Origin of the sequence: Salinivibrio sp. EAGSL (genome assembly GCF_013366455.1) — a bacterium.
GTDB lineage: Bacteria > Pseudomonadota > Gammaproteobacteria > Enterobacterales > Vibrionaceae > Salinivibrio > Salinivibrio costicola.
In genome coordinates this window covers 64,278-81,339 of the sequence record NZ_JABWMG010000013.1, presented here as the reverse complement: position 1 = coordinate 81,339, position 17,062 = coordinate 64,278, and the positions used below count along the sequence as shown (strand labels likewise).

General features: G+C 51.6%; 10 protein-coding genes. 6 read left to right on the top strand and 4 right to left on the bottom strand.

Translation table 11 applies throughout. From position 1 onward, the window contains the following. Nucleotides 1–300 precede the first annotated feature (300 nt). Nucleotides 301–627 carry a hypothetical protein gene (locus HLG76_RS09715; RefSeq protein WP_021022051.1) on the top strand — a complete coding sequence of 109 codons (327 nt, stop codon included), beginning with the start codon at nucleotides 301–303 and terminating at the stop codon, nucleotides 625–627. A gap of 45 nt (nucleotides 628–672) precedes the next feature. Here the strand turns inward: HLG76_RS09715 and pheA are convergent, their stop codons facing one another. The 4 genes from pheA to HLG76_RS09695 all read right to left on the bottom strand — a co-directional run bounded on the left by pheA (nucleotide 673) and on the right by HLG76_RS09695 (nucleotide 4,456). Beyond that, entirely contained in the window at nucleotides 673–1,857 is a 1,185-nt protein-coding gene (gene pheA / locus HLG76_RS09710; protein WP_077678762.1) for a prephenate dehydratase, read from the bottom strand. Nucleotides 1,858–2,116: 259 nt separating this feature from the next. Next, entirely contained in the window at nucleotides 2,117–2,467 is a 351-nt protein-coding gene (gene raiA / locus HLG76_RS09705; protein ID WP_021022049.1) for a ribosome-associated translation inhibitor RaiA, read from the bottom strand. A gap of 394 nt (nucleotides 2,468–2,861) precedes the next feature. Beyond that, a complete protein-coding gene (gene dapD / locus HLG76_RS09700; protein WP_175993553.1) occupies nucleotides 2,862–3,893 on the bottom strand; it encodes a 2,3,4,5-tetrahydropyridine-2,6-dicarboxylate N-succinyltransferase in 1,032 nt (343 codons plus the stop codon). 248 nt (nucleotides 3,894–4,141) lie between these two features. Further along, nucleotides 4,142–4,456 (bottom strand): YebG family protein, encoded by a 315-nt coding sequence (locus HLG76_RS09695; RefSeq protein WP_077660046.1) that lies wholly within the window; start codon nucleotides 4,454–4,456, stop codon nucleotides 4,142–4,144. A gap of 83 nt (nucleotides 4,457–4,539) precedes the next feature. Between HLG76_RS09695 and HLG76_RS09690 the strand changes: the two genes are divergently transcribed. The 5 genes from HLG76_RS09690 to recD all read left to right on the top strand — a co-directional run bounded on the left by HLG76_RS09690 (nucleotide 4,540) and on the right by recD (nucleotide 17,058). Continuing rightward, nucleotides 4,540–5,223, top strand: a complete 684-nt coding sequence (locus HLG76_RS09690; RefSeq protein WP_175993552.1) for a DNA-3-methyladenine glycosylase I — start codon at nucleotides 4,540–4,542, stop codon at nucleotides 5,221–5,223. 134 nt (nucleotides 5,224–5,357) lie between these two features. Beyond that, the gene (gene recC, locus HLG76_RS09685) at nucleotides 5,358–8,738 is read left to right on the top strand and encodes an exodeoxyribonuclease V subunit gamma (protein WP_175993551.1); all 3,381 of its coding nucleotides are present in this window, start codon (nucleotides 5,358–5,360) and stop codon (nucleotides 8,736–8,738) included. Nucleotides 8,739–9,228: 490 nt separating this feature from the next. After that, nucleotides 9,229–11,475: a CehA/McbA family metallohydrolase gene (locus HLG76_RS09680; RefSeq protein ID WP_175993550.1), complete on the top strand. Its 2,247-nt coding sequence runs from the start codon at nucleotides 9,229–9,231 to the stop codon at nucleotides 11,473–11,475. Between the two features lie 151 nt (nucleotides 11,476–11,626). After that, the gene (gene recB / locus HLG76_RS09675) at nucleotides 11,627–15,220 is read left to right on the top strand and encodes an exodeoxyribonuclease V subunit beta (RefSeq protein WP_175993549.1); all 3,594 of its coding nucleotides are present in this window, start codon (nucleotides 11,627–11,629) and stop codon (nucleotides 15,218–15,220) included. Then, complete coding sequence (gene recD / locus HLG76_RS09670; RefSeq protein WP_175993548.1) at nucleotides 15,217–17,058, top strand: exodeoxyribonuclease V subunit alpha; 1,842 nt, start codon at nucleotides 15,217–15,219, stop codon at nucleotides 17,056–17,058. Before recB ends, recD begins: the two co-directional genes overlap by 4 nt. The last annotated feature ends 4 nt before the right edge of the window (nucleotides 17,059–17,062 follow it).

Below are 17,062 nucleotides of genomic sequence, written 5' to 3'. Positions count from 1 at the left end.
CAGCTCTTCTTTGTTATTTTCAATGTCTACAGTTGGAGACTATGTTGAGCACGCTATTAATTTCATATCACCTGTTGTGATGTTTTTTGTCATTATCGCATTATATTCAAAGTATCGAAATATAGTCATTTTTAGCGATTTAGAGTGTAGAATTATCGCTTTATCATATGTTGCAATAACTATTGCTGACTATTTATACCCCATTTTAAGATATTGGGATCAGAGCTTTAGTTCTAGTCATTATTCTCTTTTTTTAATCGAGGTTGGCATTAATGCTGCGATAGCAAAGGTCATTATAAAATGAGTATGAATTCTAAGTCACTTTTAGGCTCTATATCTAAAGCATCTCCTTTGGCTACACCTTTGGAAATGATGTATGGACTACTAGAAGACAAAAAAGATGCAAATGAAAAATATAATGCTTTAATTCCTATACTACATGATGCTTTATCGCGCGGGTGTCGATTTGAGTCTAAGGAAATACAATCAATTGTTAAAATACTTAGAGATATGCCTCCTGCTGGAGCTAGAAGAAATAATTTTGAAAAATTATACTTGAAGGATGAGTACACGTTAAGAAAACTGCCTAAGGACGCCAGAGATATTCCATATGGACATTGGTATTAATAATTAAAGCCCACATCGTAGGCTTTTTTTATCGGTAACTTATGATTATTCGTTGCTGTCCGGCAGCGATACCTCGGTGGGAGAAATGGTCTCTGACGGGTAGCAGCCGAGCACCTTTAGATAACGGGTAAGAGTAGTGAGTTCGTCCAGCGCACTTTGCATCAGGTTGCTAGCCATATTGGCCTCAACATCGACGTAAAACATCTCTTCCCACGGGTTACCGAGCACGGGCCGAGATTCAAGCTTGGTCATATTGATGCCACGCTCGCGCAATACCATTAAACACTCCACCAAGGAACCCGCTTGTTGTGACGTCGACATAATAAAGGTGGTCTTGGCAGGGGTCAGTGATGATACTTTAACCGGCTTACGAGCCACGACAATAAAGCGAGTGTGATTTTGCTGTTGGTTGGCAATCTCGCTCTTAATCGCGGTTAAACCGTAAAACTCACCACTGGCAGCATGGCCAATCGCGGCCACATTAGGCTGGTTTAAATCCGCTACTTGTTGCATGGCTTCAGCGGTGCTGGAGCAATAAATCTTCTTCACTTTACCCAAAGTATCAATGTATTCGCTGCATTGCTGGTGCGGTTGCGGGTGGGCATACAAGGTATCAATTTGGCTTGGGTCTTGGTCGCCGACAGTCAGCAGGCAGTGGTCGATAGGCAGCGTAAGCTCACCGACAATCGATAAACGTGTGTGCTGCAGCTGATCGTACACTTCGTTGATTGAGCCAGAGCTGGTGTTTTCTACGGGTAAGATACCATAGTCGGCATGGCCGGTTTCTACCGTTTCGACTACTTGTTTAAAGCTGTCACAGGCCATCTCCACCAGTTCGGTTTGCTTGCGGCTAAAATACTGGCGCGCGGCGAGGTAGGAGTATGAGCCTTGGTTGCCCAGGAAAGAAACTCGTGCCACCGGACGCTGATTGTCGGGATTAGCGAGGTTTTGTAAATAGCGTTGCTGAATCAGCACCGAGTCTTCGATAATGGTGTGAAACAGGCTCAGCACATAGTGAGCATCTAACTGGTGATCTTGCGCTTTGGTCACCAGCTTTTCTAATAAGGCTTGCTCACGGGCTTGATCGCGAATCGGTTTTTGCACCGCGACTTTGTTTTTGGCGACGTCTAGGCTTAAGCGACGGCGCTCGGCCAATAGTGTCAGCAGCTCTTGATCAAGCTGGCTTATTCGCGTGCGTATCTCATCCAGTGGGCGTGGTGTGTCTGACATAAATTATCCTTGTTCTAATACAAAAAAACCTCCCGGTTGGGAGGTTAGTGCGCCAGGCTGATTGGGCTTAGCACGCTTCCTCCCGCGTTGGCGAGATAAAAAAGAAGCGAAAAAAACGAGCGTCAATCAGCATTGGGCGTTGTGTTGTTATGTTTGCGTATGGATTAACCATATGGGGCGCAGGCTGGCGTGTCAAGGATCAAAAAGCCCCGCGAAGACGGGGCTAACATGTTTAGCGATTTAGGTGTTGCGCTGAGGGTTAGATTTCCTCATCGGTTGGATTTTCTTCCATCGCAACCGTCGCAGCAGATTTATCATTGCGACGTGCTTCGCCTTTGTGTTGGACCTTATTCAGTTGCTTCTCGAGCTTTTGGCCCACATCATTAATTGCTTTGTACATGTCATCGCTTTCTGCTGAGGCAACCAGCGTTGAGCCCGGCAACCCAGCTTTGGCTTCGACTTTAAACTGGTGGTTTGGCTCTTTACTGATCACAGCGTGAGGATTGATGAGTGCCACCTGCCACTTGGCCAACTTATCAAAGCGGCTTTCGATGCGCTCACGGATGGCGGGAGTGATTTCGATGTTTTTGCCTGCAATTTCCACTCTCATACTCGTTCCTCTTTGTTCCCCTGTATTAGGTTCATCTTTAGATTACCGCTTTACGCTATTGATAACGTGACTTGGCTCATGTTTAAAGGGGGGAGAAAAAACGAAAAGTTGAACTGTGAGCCTTCACGGATCCTGACATTTGTTAAGCATGAAATCCCTTGAACTTAAAGACAAAAATGCTACCTTGGGAGAGGTCACGAATGCTGATTTACCCGCCAGTCAGGGCCGCGTCGCGCCTGTGTCTTTTCCTATTTTTCCCTGTGGTTAAAAATGTGCCACAAATCAGCTTGTGCTTTTTGGTGCACTTCGGTGAAACGAGAGTGGCTCAAGCAAACTGGGCATAAAAAAGACGACCATGATGGCCGCCTTTAAAAAACGCTAGAAGCGCGCTTAATTAGTTATTGGCGTGTAGCTCGTGGTTGAGCTCGACCGCACTTTTGTTGGTCAGACACTCAACCGCTCCTGTTTTTGAGTTACGGCGGAACAGTAGATCCGCTTTGCCCGCCAAATCACGCGCTTTGATACTTTCTACTGCTTTTCCATCAGCATCTAGCATGGTTACCTTAGTGCCCGCGGTGACATACAGGCCTGACTCGATGGTGCAACGATCGCCCAATGGGAAACCAAGACCCGCGTTGGCACCTAATAGTGAATTCTCGCCAATCGATACGACAATCTGGCCGCCGCCACTGAGGGTACCCATAATCGACGCGCCACCACCAATATCACTTCCTTGACCGACCATTACACCCGCAGAGATGCGGCCTTCAATCATGCTTTTGCCTTCGGTGCCCGCATTAAAGTTGATAAAGCCTTCGTGCATCACTGTGGTGCCTTCACCGACATGGGCGCCCAAGCGAACGCGGGCGGTATCGGCAATACGCACACCGGCAGGTACCACGTAATCGGTCATTTTCGGGAATTTATCCACGCACTCAACGGTCAGCGTTTCGCCTTTCAGACGTGCTTCCATTTGGCGCTCAGATAGCTCAGGCAAGTCAATCGGGCCTTGGTTGGTCCAAGCAATGTTGTGTAGCAGACCAAAGAGTCCGTCAAGTACCACACCGTGTGGTTTCACTAAGCGGTGTGAGATCAGTTGAAGCTTCAAAAAGCCTTCTGCAACCGATGCAGGCTTGCTGTCATTTTCGAGGATCACCAGCACCAGCGGTTGGGTAGTTTGTTGTGCCATGTTGGCGAAATGAGCGGCCTCTTGAGCGCCAGCCGCCGCGAAGGCTTCACTGATAGCACTACAGGTTTCTGGTGCAATCGCTACTACCTGATTACCCGCGTCGTAATCTGTCAGCGCGCTTAATGCGCGGACAAGATCATCGCTCGGGTTAAGAAGCGGAGCCGGGAAAAAGGCTTCAATGATTTTTCCGTCCTGGTTTTGGGTCGCGGTACCGAGTGCCAGAGCAAAGCTTGCCATTGGGGGAGATCTCCTTATAGATATTTGGGCTTAAAACATCGAACGCTTCATCTTAAAGACAACCGCCAGCGGTTGGAAGTACTCAACTGAACACCAAGGTAAAATCCCACACAGGTCGGGGCACTGATTCGTGTTGATGCATAGCGTGGGTGATACCTTGCGAGTGAAATACAGGTTCAGCGTATAAAAAAAGCAAGCCAAGTGGGCTTGCTCTTTCGCGGATGCCAACAGGATCAGCAATGGGAGTACTAGGCAGCGTCAGCGTCTTTGCTGTCGTCGCTACTTTCATCCGTTTTACTGTCACTCGCTTTCGCCGGTTTTTTCTTGACGGCTTTACGTTTGGCGCCCAGCGCCTCGAGGACCGAGTCTTTGTGTTGAGCAAGGTATAGCGACAAGGCTTCACGCTTTTCTTCGTCGTCTACTAGTTCGCTTTCTCCAATCAAGTCGAACATCGCATCTGCCATATCCAACATTTTATCGTAGGCATCGGCTTCGGCTTTGGAGGTAAATGTCATCTTTTCTTCTCCCTCGCGTTCGACCACGTACTTGACGATAACGGCCATAATTACCCTCTCTTCGTTGATTTACTGTCTTTTTATACAGTAGGATAAGGGCCATTGTCTACCGACCCTGCCGTGATTGTGACATGAGAGAAAAATTTAGCACCATTTATCAACGTGCCGCCGATCGCAAAGGTGGTCAACGAGAATTAGAACGCATGCTGGTGGCACCGCTTGAACATCAGGCGCTGTGTGAAATACCGGATGATCGCTGGTTAGCAGCGTTTAGCCAGAAGGTTTTTCAGTCGGGCATTAGTTGGCAGGTAGTGCGTAAAAAATGGCCCGGATTTGAAGAGGTGTTCTGGGGCTTTGATATTGAGAAAATGCTGCTGATGCCGCCGGAAATGTGGGAAGAAAAAGCCACCAACCCAGCGATTATTCGTCACCTTACCAAGGTGATGACCATTCCACACAACGCGGAAATGATCCACCGCGTGCAGCAATCGCACGGCAGTTTTAGCCAGTTTGTCGCCGATTGGCCCAGCGAAGATATTGTTGGTTTATGGCAGTATTTAAAAAAGCACGGTAAGCGTTTAGGCGGTAATACGGGTGCTTATACCTTGCGCCGAATGGGCAAGGACACCTTCTTGTTCACCCGCGATATTGAGCACTATCTGCGCGCGACTAAAATCGTTGATAGCGGCCGAGAGACCAAGCGGGCGATGCAAGCCGCGCAACAGGCATTTAATGAGTGGCAGCAAGAGTCGGGCCGTTCACTGAACCATATCAGCCAGCTGATTGCCTTCAGTGTGGGTGATAATCGCGTTTAATCGCTCAGCGATTTGCTGTGCTATCACACAGTTAGCAAGTCGTGTGCAAGGTCGCAGCGTGTCGGTGGCGGTTTGCGCTTATCACGGCAATCGGCCACAATCGATGCCAGTTATCTTTCCCATGTGAGCGCCTTGTGTTTACTGTTTATCACTCTAATCAGCTCGATCTGTTGAAATCGCTGTTGGTCTCCCTGATCCAACAGCGACCGCTGTCTGACCCTTTTCAAAAAGAACTTATTCTGGTGCAAAGCCCCGGCATGGCGCAGTGGTTAAAAATGGCACTCGCTAACGAGCAGCAGATTGTCGCTAATGTCGAATTCCCGCTTCCCGCTACCTTTATCTGGCAGCTATTTGTGCGAGTGTTGGGTGGTGTGCCTGAGCGCAGTGATTTCAATAAAGAGGCGATGACATGGAAGCTGATGGACATCTTACCCAGCTGTCTGGATGAGCCTGAGTTCGCTGATTTAGCCGCGTATTTAGAAGATAGCCAGGATCAGCAGCGTGCTTATCAGCTGGCCGAAAAAGTGGCCGATATTTTCGATCAGTATTTGGTCTATCGCCCCGAGTGGGTGCTGGCATGGGAGCAAGAACAACCAGTGCCAGAGCTTGACGATGTGCAACCTTGGCAGCAAAAACTGTGGCGCCGCTTATACGATCACACCTTGGCGTTGGGCCAATCGCCTTACCATCGCGCCAATTTGTATCAAGAGTTTATCGATACCTTAACCAGTCATCAGCACAAACCTGCGGGACTGGCTGATATTGAGCGGGTCTTTGTGTTTGGCATCTCCGCGCTCCCACCACGCTATCTGGATGCGTTACAAGCACTGGGTGAGCACGTAGAGGTGCACTTTATGTTCACCAACCCGTGCCGTTATTACTGGGGGGATATTCGCGACAAGCGCTATCTGGCTAAACGTGCCGCATTAGCGCGGGATAAAATCAGCCGAATTGAAGACATCCCCGCCGAGAGCCAATTGGCACTGGGGCTTGATGAGCCCGAGCATGGTGAAGTAGGGAACAGTTTGCTGGCGTCGATGGGAAAACTGGGGCGCGATAACTTACTGCTACTCTCGGAAATGGCCTGTAATGAGATTGATAGTGGCTTTGTTGAGGTCACTCGCGATAATCTGCTGCATCACATCCAAGCCGATATTTTGGATTTGAATGAGCCGGGCGATCCCAAGCAGACTGAAACCAGTGCGGCGAAAACAGAAATCAAGCCAGATGATGCTTCGATCGCAATCCATGCCTGTCACAGCCCGATGCGTGAAGTTGAAGTGCTGCACGATCAGCTGCTCGCGATGTTTGAGGCCACCCCATCGCTTAGCCCCCGCGATGTGATTGTGATGGTGGCGGATATCAATGCCTACAGTCCGGCTATTCAAGCGGTGTTTGGTAATGCGCCTCGCGAGCGTTTTATTCCTTTTTCCATCTCAGATCGCAGCGCTGATCAAGAAAGCCCAGTGTTGGCGGCATTTTTACGCTTACTCACCTTGCCCGATAGTCGGTGTAGTGCGGCGGAGCTGTTGGAAATTCTTGAGGTACCGACGGTATCGCGCCGTTTTGCCATCGATAGCCAACAGTTTGATCAGATTAAACAGTGGGTGGAAGAAACGGGCATTCGCTGGGGGCTTGATACCCATACCGCGAGCCAGTTTGCCTTGCCCGAGCAATATCAAAACACCTGGCTGTTTGGCCTGAAACGTATGTTACTTGGCTATGCGATGCCGAGTGAGGCTGGATTGTTTGCAGACACCGTGCCTTATGATGAAGTCCAAGGGCTTAATGCGGAGCTTGCTGGGCGTTTAGGGCTGTTTATCGACACCTTGATTTACTACCAGCAGCAACTGGCGATTGAATGCGATGGCAAGACGTGGGTGGCGCGGTTGACCCAAATGCTGGATGACTGCTTTGCCATTGAAGGGGATGAAGAGTTAGCGATAAAGCTTATCCGCACCCAGTTGGACAGTTGGCTGACACAGCTCAGCGATGCCGCCTTTACCCATACGCTAACCTTGCCCGTGGTGCGCGATTACTTTAATGGTCGCCTCAATAACGAGCGAGTCAGCCAGCGCTTTTTGGCCGGGCAGGTTAACTTTTGTACCTTGATGCCAATGCGCTCCATTCCCTTCGATGTGGTGTGTCTGCTGGGGATGAACGATGGCGTGTACCCGCGCACTGTGCCCAGTGTCGGCTTTGATTTGATGGTCGGTCGGACGCGGGCGGGGGATCGCTCGCGCCGCGACGATGACCGTTATCTGTTTTTAGAAGCGCTGCAGTCGGCACAGCAAAGTTTATATATCAGTTATGTCGGTCGCTCAGTGCAAGACAACAGCTTAAAAGTCCCATCGGTACTGGTCACCGAGTTGCTTGAGTATTGCACTCAGGGCTACTGTTTGGCCGGTGACGGCGATTTACCCGAAGCGCAGTCACGCCAGCGGTTGGAAGAAAAGCTTATCCAGACGCATCCACTGACGCCCTTTAGCCCACAGGCGTTCGCTCATGGTGGTAGCTACGCGCAAGAGTGGCTGCCGGCCGCCAAAGGGCAAGGGACGCAACTGCCAGCATTTATTGGCGATGCGTTAAGCCCTGATCCGGACAGCCACCAGGATCCTGTGATTGAGTTGGCTGAGTTACAGCGCTTTTGGCGGTTGCCCGTGCGCTATTTTTTCCAACGCCGCTTGAAAGTCTTCTTTGAGCAGTTAGAAGCGCCGCTAGAAGAATTCGAACCCTTTAGTTTAGATACCTTGCACCGCTTTCAGCTGCGTGATCAGCTGTTAGCGCACTTTATTGAAACCGATGACAGTCCCCAAAGTGTGCAGGATTTTATGGCCCGACAGCGTGGCCAGGGCAAGTTGCCTTTGGCGTACTTTGGCGAACTGACCTTGGATACGCAAGTCACGGTGATCCGTGATATGTACCAACGTTTAACGCCTTTGCTCGCCGCGCCGCGCCCTGATCTTGAGCTTAATCTGACTCTTCCTACTGCGTTGGGCGAGGTGCAATTGCAAGGCTGGCTCAATCGGCGTTATCAAGACAGCTTGGTCCGCTTTCATTGCGGCGATCTGACCGTGCGTCATCAGCTTGCGGTATGGATCGATCATTTATGCCAATGCGCGATGGGCGAAGCGGTGCCGAGCACGTTGGTGGGCGTGAAAGAAACCATCGAGTTTTCCCCACTCAGCAAAGGTGACGCGCTTGCACATCTACAAGCCTTGGTTGAAGACTATCAAAATGGCCTGAATCAGCCGCTTACTTATCTGCCAAGTACGGTCGGGGCCGGGATAAAAGCCCGAGATGGAAAAAAAGGCTTTGATAACAGTGACACCGGCCAAGACAAAGCGCTGAAAGCGATGCGTGATGCCTTTATCGGGGGCTTTAATCCTGGTGAAGTCCAAGACCCTTATGTGTATCGCGTATGGCCGCAATGGCACGAGAGTTTCGGTCAAGCGCTATTAGCTACAGGCGATCGCCACTTAATGCCGATGCTTGCGCAGCGACAAAAACGCTAATCACCAAAGGCGCCTCATAGGAATAGTGCGGCGCCGTTTCCCCCTCTATCCACTCTCTTTCCCACTCTTCTCCCTGTTAGCCAAGTCTATGTATGGCTCTTTTGTGGTTATTTACTCTTAATTTTTGACTTTATATTCATTTTTAGAAATTAACTACTAGGATAGAGAAAATGGGTGGCTCGTCGATAAAACCATCTTTTTTGTCATGTTTGTTACCATTGTGTTGGTTAAAGATTGCACATTACGTTGCTCGTTAGGGGTCAATCTATTTGGGGTCTAAATATTTTTTAAACGATCATTTTAATGCAGAGTTACATTTTAATTATAATTAAAATCATTATCTTATCTTTAATTTAATGATTAGAGGGCATCGTTTTTGTGTTGTTTATAGAGGCCTTTGTTCTGTTTTTTATTTGAACGTGTAATTAACTTAACGCACAATGTCATCGAAAATTCATATAACAAACCATGAAAAAAAGGATGTGCCTTCATGCATAAATTCTCAAAAAGCGCGGTGGCGACCTTGGTCTCTGGCCTTTTGCTGGGTGCCTCAGCGCACGCCGACGTCAGCATTACTCAGGGTAAGACTGCGATCCCCGATGGCGAGGCAACGCACGCCCAAGACATCACGGTAAAAAACGAGCATGTCGCGTTTGCATTGGCGGTTGAGTCTGCGCCACCGTGGGGTGTGCCACGTGGTACCTTGGTGGATCTCGCGGCGGTGAAAAATGGCAAAATTGATCTAGACCGAGTCGCTTTTGCAGATTTCATCCCCAACAGCTGGTCAGCCTGGCCGAACGATCGCAAGTCGATTGAGATTGTTGAAGACAGCGATGAAAAAGCAGTGATCAAAGTGAGCCGTAACTTCGACAAAGTCGACATTACTACTTGGTATACCTTGGCTGCAGGCTCTGACGCGATTGCTCTTAAAACCGTGATGAATAACCAGGGTGAGGATGATCTCGAGCTAGAATCTGGCCACACGATCTGGCCGGATACGGGTTATCAGTTCGCGGTACCAGGGCTTGAAGGCAATGAAGAAGCGATGGCGGACAATGCCCTCGCCGATCGCATGGTCGCGTATGACCGTGATTGGGCGTTCGCGCTGCATGCGCCTTACTTTGACCGCATTAAATACAACGGTCGCGATATGTATCTAGGTCACACGCTCAAAGCCGGTGAAAGCCGTACGTTTGAGTCTCAGCTACAGGTTGTCCCGAACGGTGACATGGCGCCGATTGTCAAAGCCGAAGCCGAACGTCATGGTGAAGCGACAGGCACCATTGAAGGTAAATTGCGCGCTGATAATGGGCGAGTGCCAAACGATGCCTTGGTAATGATTGAAAAAGACGGTCACCCTTACGCGTGGACGCTTGCCAAAGATGGCCAGTACAGCATGGAGCTACCAGCCGGCGAGTATCAGGTTTATGGTACGGCAACCGGCCATGCCAACAGTCAGTCGCAATCTATTAATGTGAGCGCTGATGGCGAGCAAACACTGAATTTCACCTCGCTAAAAAGCCCTGCGACCCTTGCGCTTAACGTAGAAGAAGCGGTGTCTGGCGTGGCTAAAGACGCACGTGTGACTATCATTGAAGGCCAAGCGCCACCGGTTGAATTCTTGGGTAAACGCACCTTCTTTACTAATTTGCTGCCAGCTGGCCATGCGGAGCTAAATCTGGCACCGGGTGAATACAAGCTGGGCATTAATGCCGGTGCAGGCTTTACTGCAGAATCACAAACCTTGGATGTAACGCTCGAATCGGGCAAAACCAACCAACAAGTGGTGAAAGTGCCTCAGGTAACCTTCCCTAATCGCCACCAATGGTACGGGGCAGACTTGCACCACCACGGCAATGTGCTGGAAGGGGTAACCCCACCAGAAATCGTGGTGCGTGCTCAGCTAGCTACCGACTTGGATCTGACCTTTATCAGTGATCACGACTCCACCATTAATCACAAAGTATTTGCTGATTTATCAGCAAAACGCGGCGTGCCTTTCATTCCATCGATTGAGATCTCGCCATCATGGGGTCACATGAACCCGTTCCCCATCGACAATGGCGCGGCGCTGACGGTCGATCCGGGTACTGATGACGTGCATACTCTGATTGATGCTGCACATGAGATGGGTGCAGAAGTGGTGCCGATGAACCATCCATATAACGATTATGGCTACTTCACCAATATCGCTAAGGATGCGGTGCCGGGCGGTAAGACCGACCGTTTCGACCTGATGGAGCTTAACGCACGTGTCGATAACGAGCCGACGCTTGAAAAAGCGCACAAGCTTTGGGATCAAGGCGAAGCCATGTACCTCACAGCCGGTACCGATACCCATGATGCGTGGAACCAGCTCACTGGGCGTATTCGTATGATGGCCAATGTTGATGGTGAGCTAACGCCGCTCGCCTTTGCCAAAGCGTTAAAAGCCGGTCACGGCTATGCCACGCAGGGGCCAATCCTGTACCCACAAAACATCATGTTTGGTGAAACCGCCAAGGCAGGTGATAAATGGGATATTAATGTGGTCGCCGCTGATGGCCTCAAAGAAGTGCGCTTAATCGGCCAAGGTGGTGAGGTGCTAAACAGCATCACCATTAACCCTGAAGAGAGCACACAGCGTCTTGAGCTATCACTGCCTATTCCTGCGGATGCAGAGGGTTGGATCAATCTAGAAGTGGAAGACAAAGACGGCAGCACGGCATGGACCAACCCAGTTTGGCTTCAGTCGTAAACGTCGAGTCTCAATCAATGAACCAAGGCCAGCGATGCTGGCCTTTTTTGATCGTGATGTTAACCGGCGCAGATTGATGGCCTTGGTTAGAATATGTTTTACCCCAAGGGGTTGCTACAATAGCGGGCAGACTAGGCGATGAAATAATGATATGGAACCGCAGATCCTCAACCCGCTCACCTTGCCACTCGATGGCGTCCGATTAATCGAAGCCTCCGCCGGCACCGGTAAGACGTTTACCATTGCCGGCTTATACTTGCGCTTGTTGCTTGGGCATGGCCGCGCAGCGCCGTGTCGGGTCGAGCAAATACTGGTGGTGACGTTTACCGAAGCGGCAACCCAAGAGCTAAAAGACCGTATTCGACGTCGCATTCATGAGGCGCGTTTTGCCTTTATGCGCGGTGAGAGTGACGATCCTATCATTGGACCTTTGCTGGCAGAGATTAGCGATCATAAAACCGCGGCGCAGCGTCTGTTAGAGGCCGAGCGGCAGATGGACGAAGCGGCTATCTATACCATTCACGGTTTTTGTCAGCGGATGCTGACCCAAAATGCGTTTGAGTCGGGCAGCCTGTTCAGTCATGAATTTGTCACCGACGAGCGACAGATCAAAGCGCGCGCGGCGGCCGATTTTTGGCGTCGTCGTTTTTATCCGCTGCCAAAATCGTTAGCCGGTGTGGTGAGCAGCTACTGGCCCGCGCCGGAGGCCTTATTAAAAGAGATTGCGCCCTATTTATCCGGACCGGCTGTCACGGTTAAGGCGCCTGATCTCGGCGAAGATCTCATGGCGGCACACCAAGCGGCGATAGCCAAAATTGACGGGGTAAAGCGAGCATGGCGCGAGGCGGGGGAGCAGATCACCGAGCAGCTCAGTGCCGCTAAACTCGATGGCCGCAGTTATCGTAAAGATCATCTGGTGAACTGGCTGAATGCGATGGAACAATGGGCCAATGCCGAGACGCTTGATTACCAGTTGCCCGACAAATTGGAAAAATTCGCCCAACAGACGTTGGCGGCCAAGAGTAAAGCTGAGCCACCGAGTCTGGCGCTATTTGAGCAGATTCAGGCATTGGTTGATCAGTCGCCGACGTTAAAACCGGGATTGACCGCGCTGGCGATTAAAGAAGTGCGGCAGCTGCTCCGCCAAGAAAAACGCCGCCAAGGGTGGCTCTCGTTTGACGATCTCCTTTCTCAACTTGCCAGCGCACTTGACCAAGATAGCCAAGGTCAGTTGGCGGCACGTATTCGCAGCTTATATCCGGTGGCAATGATTGATGAATTCCAAGACACCGACCCGCTTCAATATCAGATTTTTAGTACTGTCTATCAGCCACCAGTGGCGGACGGTGGCCCTGTATTCGCAGACGCAGAGACAGACACAGAGGAAGAGGGGGAGCGCACCGGCTTAATGATGATTGGCGATCCTAAGCAGGCGATTTATGCCTTTCGTGGCGCCGATATCTTCACCTATATTCATGCCCGTGCGCAGGTGAGTGATCACTATAACCTTGCCACCAACTGGCGCTCGACAGATGGCATGGTACGCGGGGTCAATGCCTTGTTCTCGCGTGCTAAGGCGCCGTTTGTTTATCAAGACAGCATTCCCTTTTTAGAGGTAGCCTCTTCGCCTAGCGCCAAACAAAAGGCGCTGGTGGTGGAGGGAAACGAGCAGCCCGCGCTCACCTTTTGGCATCATAGCCCGGATGAATTGTGTAGCAAGCAAGATTTTGAACAGACCTTGGCGGTGAGTACCGCAAAGCATATCACGCAAATGCTCAACCAATCGGTGGCGGGCAATAGTTATCTACAAACGCCTTCCGGCCAAGGCGCGATTCAGCCGCACAATATCGCCGTGTTAGTGCGCACCGGCCGCGAGGCACAGCTGGTCAAGCAAGCGCTGGCCGAAAAAGGCGTGGCGTCTGTCTATCTTTCTAACCGTGATAATGTGTTCGCCAGCCCCGTCGCTAGCGATATTGAGCGCATTTTAGTGGCGGTGATGCAGCCTGAAAACGAGCGTAAGTTGCGGGCGGCGCTAGCCAGCCCCTTATTTGGCCTGACCGCCGAGCAGCTGGCATTACTCAATCAAGACGAAGCCTTGTGGGAGCAAGAGGTGGTGGCCTTTAGCCATTACCGTGACACCTGGCAGCGCCGTGGGGTGATGCCGATGCTTCGCCAAGTCGCCAGTGCCCGCCAAGTGGCAGAAAACTGGTTGGCGATGCCGCAAGGCGAGCGCTGTGTGACCGACTTTTTGCATATCGCGGAGTTGCTGCAAAGTGCCAGCCAGCAACTAGACAACCCACACGCGCTGATCCGCTGGCTACAAGAGCGGATGGCCGAGCCGGCTCAACAATCGGAAGAGCAGCAGGTGCGGTTGGAGTCGGAGCGTGATTTGGTGCAAATCGTCACCATCCACAAATCGAAAGGCTTGGAGTACGATTTGGTTTACTTGCCGTTTGCTTGTCAGTATCGCGAAAGCAGCCAACCTTTTTATCATGATGAACAGTATCAGCCGGTACTGGCGTTGGATAATGTCGATGAGGGCAAAGAACGCGCTGAAAAAGAGCGGTTGGCTGAAGATATCCGCTTGCTGTATGTGGCGGTGACGCGCGCCGTGTATGGGTGTTTTATCGGCTGTGCGCCCCTTAAACAAGGTAACAGTCGGCAAAAAGACTCGGCCTTGCACTTAACGGCCCTCGGTTATTTGCTCCAGCATGGAGAAGCCGGTGATGCTAGCTTGCTGGCCGAGAGTTTGGCTGGGTTGGCGAGCGCGAGCGATGCGGTGGCTGTGGTTGCGCCACCGGAGCCGGATGATAGCCGTTATGCCCCTGAAACGGGCGCCCACGAGGCGCTAACCGCGCGTCAGTTTGACGGCAAGATTGACCGTCAGTGGCGGTTAACCAGTTACTCAGGGCTGTTAAAACAAAGCCATCATATCAGCGCTTTACCAACATTAGCCAGTTACGACTTGGACGCGGACGATGACCTCGCTGACGAGGAGACAGCAGATGTGGCGGTGGATCCTTGGTCAGTTTTTGCGTTTCCCAAAGGCGCGCGAGCCGGTACCTTTTTACACACCTTATTTGAAGAGGTGGACTTTACCGCTGATTTGATGCGTGAAGAGGTCGCTGAGCTTATTACCCATCACCTTAGCTTGGAAAACTATGATCCGCAGTGGTGCCCGATATTGCAGCAGTGGATGACTCAGGTATTGAAGCACCCGCTCAATGAGCAAGGGCTGAGGCTGAACCAAATTGACAACGCCAGTCGGTTAACGGAGATGGAGTTCGTGATGCCTTTGGCCGCACTAGACTGCCAGCGATTGAATCGACTTGCCGCGCGATATGATGCGTTATCAGCGCGTGCTGGCCAGCTCACCTTTGACACGGCGCGCGGGATGTTAAAAGGCTTTATCGATTTAACCTTCCGCGCCGACGGCAAGTATTACGTGCTGGATTGGAAGTCGAACCATTTAGGGGACAGTGTGGCCGATTATCATCCTGATGCGCTCAAAGAGGCGATGATCGCGCACCGATACGACTTTCAGTACCAGATCTATACCTTGGCGCTGCACCGCTTTTTGCGCCAGCGGATCCGAGATTATGATTACGACACCCATGTGGGGGGCGTGTTTTATTTCTTTTTACGGGGCGCCAGTGATAGCGGCGAGACCGGTGTGTTCGCGCACCGTCCCGACAAGGCGCTGATTGACGCCTTGGACAACCTGTTTGCTGGAGAATCGGTATGAAACAAGCATTAATGGCACTATACCAGCGCGGGGAATTACGAGCGATTGATGTGCAATTTGCTTGTTTGATGGGCGAAGAAGACACCCAATTAGATAAGGCTGCTATCACAGTATGGGCGGCGCTGCTGAGTCGCGAAGTGGGCAAAGGCCATGTCTGCCTTGATTTGCACCAGTGGCAGCCACCCGGTGATGTCGCTTGGCAGCCTTTATTGGCGCACATTGATAACCAAGTGCCAAGCGAGCAATTAGCACAGGCGTCAGTCGTGTCCGATGGGACGCAGGCAACGCCCTTGGTGCTTGCCGGACACCGATTGTATTTGCATCGCTACTGGCATGCCGAGCAGCAAGTGGCAGGGCATATTCGCCAGCGTCTGACGGCGCTGCCGGTACCGGATGAGGCCAGACAAACCCTAGATAACTTATTTGCCGTCTCACAGGCGGAGATAGACTGGCAAAAAGTGGCGGCAGCCACCGCGTTGACCCAGCCTTTTGCGGTGATTTCGGGTGGGCCGGGTACGGGGAAAACCACCACCGTCGCCCGTTTGTTGGCGGCGCTGGTGGCGTCGCACCACGCCGAGCGTACAACGTCTGCTGCGCTCACCATCAAGCTGGTCGCTCCGACCGGCAAAGCGGCCAACCGATTGACTGAATCACTAGGACGGGCGATTGCCGCTTTGCCTGTTGATCATGACGTGAAAGCGGCGCTGCCGACCCAAGCCAGTACCATTCACCGATTATTAGGAGCGATTCCGCAGCGGGTGGCGTTTCGCCATCACAAAAATAACCCCGTGCATGCGGATGTGTTGATTGTCGATGAAGCCTCAATGGTGGACTTGCCTTTGATGGCGCAGCTGTTCGATGCCTTGGCGCCCTCAACACGCATTATTTTGCTGGGGGATAAAGATCAGCTTGCCTCTGTGGAAGCAGGGGCGGTGCTTGGCGATATTTGTCAGTACGCCGAGGCTGGCTATCCAGCGGCGCAAGCAGCGCGTTTAAGCCAACTGACAGGCTTTGACGTACCCGAAAACCCGCACGCGCCAGCGATTGCCAGTGCCCTTTGCCTGCTGCGCAAAAGTTATCGTTTTGATGCCCAATCCGGTATTGGCCAGCTCGCCTTTGCGGTGAACCGAGGAGAAATGGCTGAGGTAGGGGCGGTGTTAAAACGCGGCTATGGCGATATTGCCCATCATGTGTTGAGTGATGACAGCTATCAGACCCTGATGCTTCAAGCGGTGGCGGGGTATCGCGACTACCTAACGGCACTCGATCATTCGACGCTCGAAAATCAGCGGCCCATGGCCGACGTGCTGAGTGCCTTTAGCCAATTTCGATTGTTATGCGCATTGACCGAAGGTCCATTTGGCGTCGCTGGCCTCAACCAAGCGATTGAACAGCATTTGGCGTCGGCGGGGCTGATAGCTAAAGAGCGTGACACCTGGTATCACGGCCGGCCGATCATGATTATGCAAAACGATCATGCACTGGGTTTGTATAACGGTGACATTGGCATTGCGGTGCAGCAAGCGGGGATCACCCGGGTGGCGTTTGAAACCCACGATGGCGAGGTGCGCTATTTGCTTGCCAGCCGTCTGCCCGCCCATCAAACCGCGTTTGCGATGACGGTGCATAAATCACAGGGCTCGGAGTTTGCGCACACAGTCCTGGTATGTCCGCCCACCATTTCACCGGTGATCACCCGCGAGCTGATTTACACCGGCATCACGCGGGCGAAGCACCAGCTTGATCTTTACGCGTCTTGGCCGGTGCTGCGCCACGGTGTGGGCGCACGCACCGCAAGGTATAGTGGTTTGCCGGATGCCTTGTTGGCGCCCTTATAATGGC

Bases quoted from the DNA above. Each gene is read 5' to 3' on its own strand.
- HLG76_RS09715 (WP_021022051.1), top strand. From the start codon at position 301: ATGAGTATGAATTCTAAGTCACTTTTAGGCTCTATATCTAAAGCATCT.
- pheA (WP_077678762.1), bottom strand. From the start codon at position 1,857: ATGTCAGACACACCACGCCCACTGGATGAGATACGCACGCGAATAAGC.
- raiA (WP_021022049.1), bottom strand. From the start codon at position 2,467: ATGAGAGTGGAAATTGCAGGCAAAAACATCGAAATCACTCCCGCCATC.
- dapD (WP_175993553.1), bottom strand. From the start codon at position 3,893: ATGGCAAGCTTTGCTCTGGCACTCGGTACCGCGACCCAAAACCAGGAC.
- HLG76_RS09695 (WP_077660046.1), bottom strand. From the start codon at position 4,456: ATGGCCGTTATCGTCAAGTACGTGGTCGAACGCGAGGGAGAAGAAAAG.
- HLG76_RS09690 (WP_175993552.1), top strand. From the start codon at position 4,540: ATGAGAGAAAAATTTAGCACCATTTATCAACGTGCCGCCGATCGCAAA.
- HLG76_RS09680 (WP_175993550.1), top strand. From the start codon at position 9,229: ATGCATAAATTCTCAAAAAGCGCGGTGGCGACCTTGGTCTCTGGCCTT.
- recB (WP_175993549.1), top strand. From the start codon at position 11,627: ATGGAACCGCAGATCCTCAACCCGCTCACCTTGCCACTCGATGGCGTC.
- recD (WP_175993548.1), top strand. From the start codon at position 15,217: ATGAAACAAGCATTAATGGCACTATACCAGCGCGGGGAATTACGAGCG.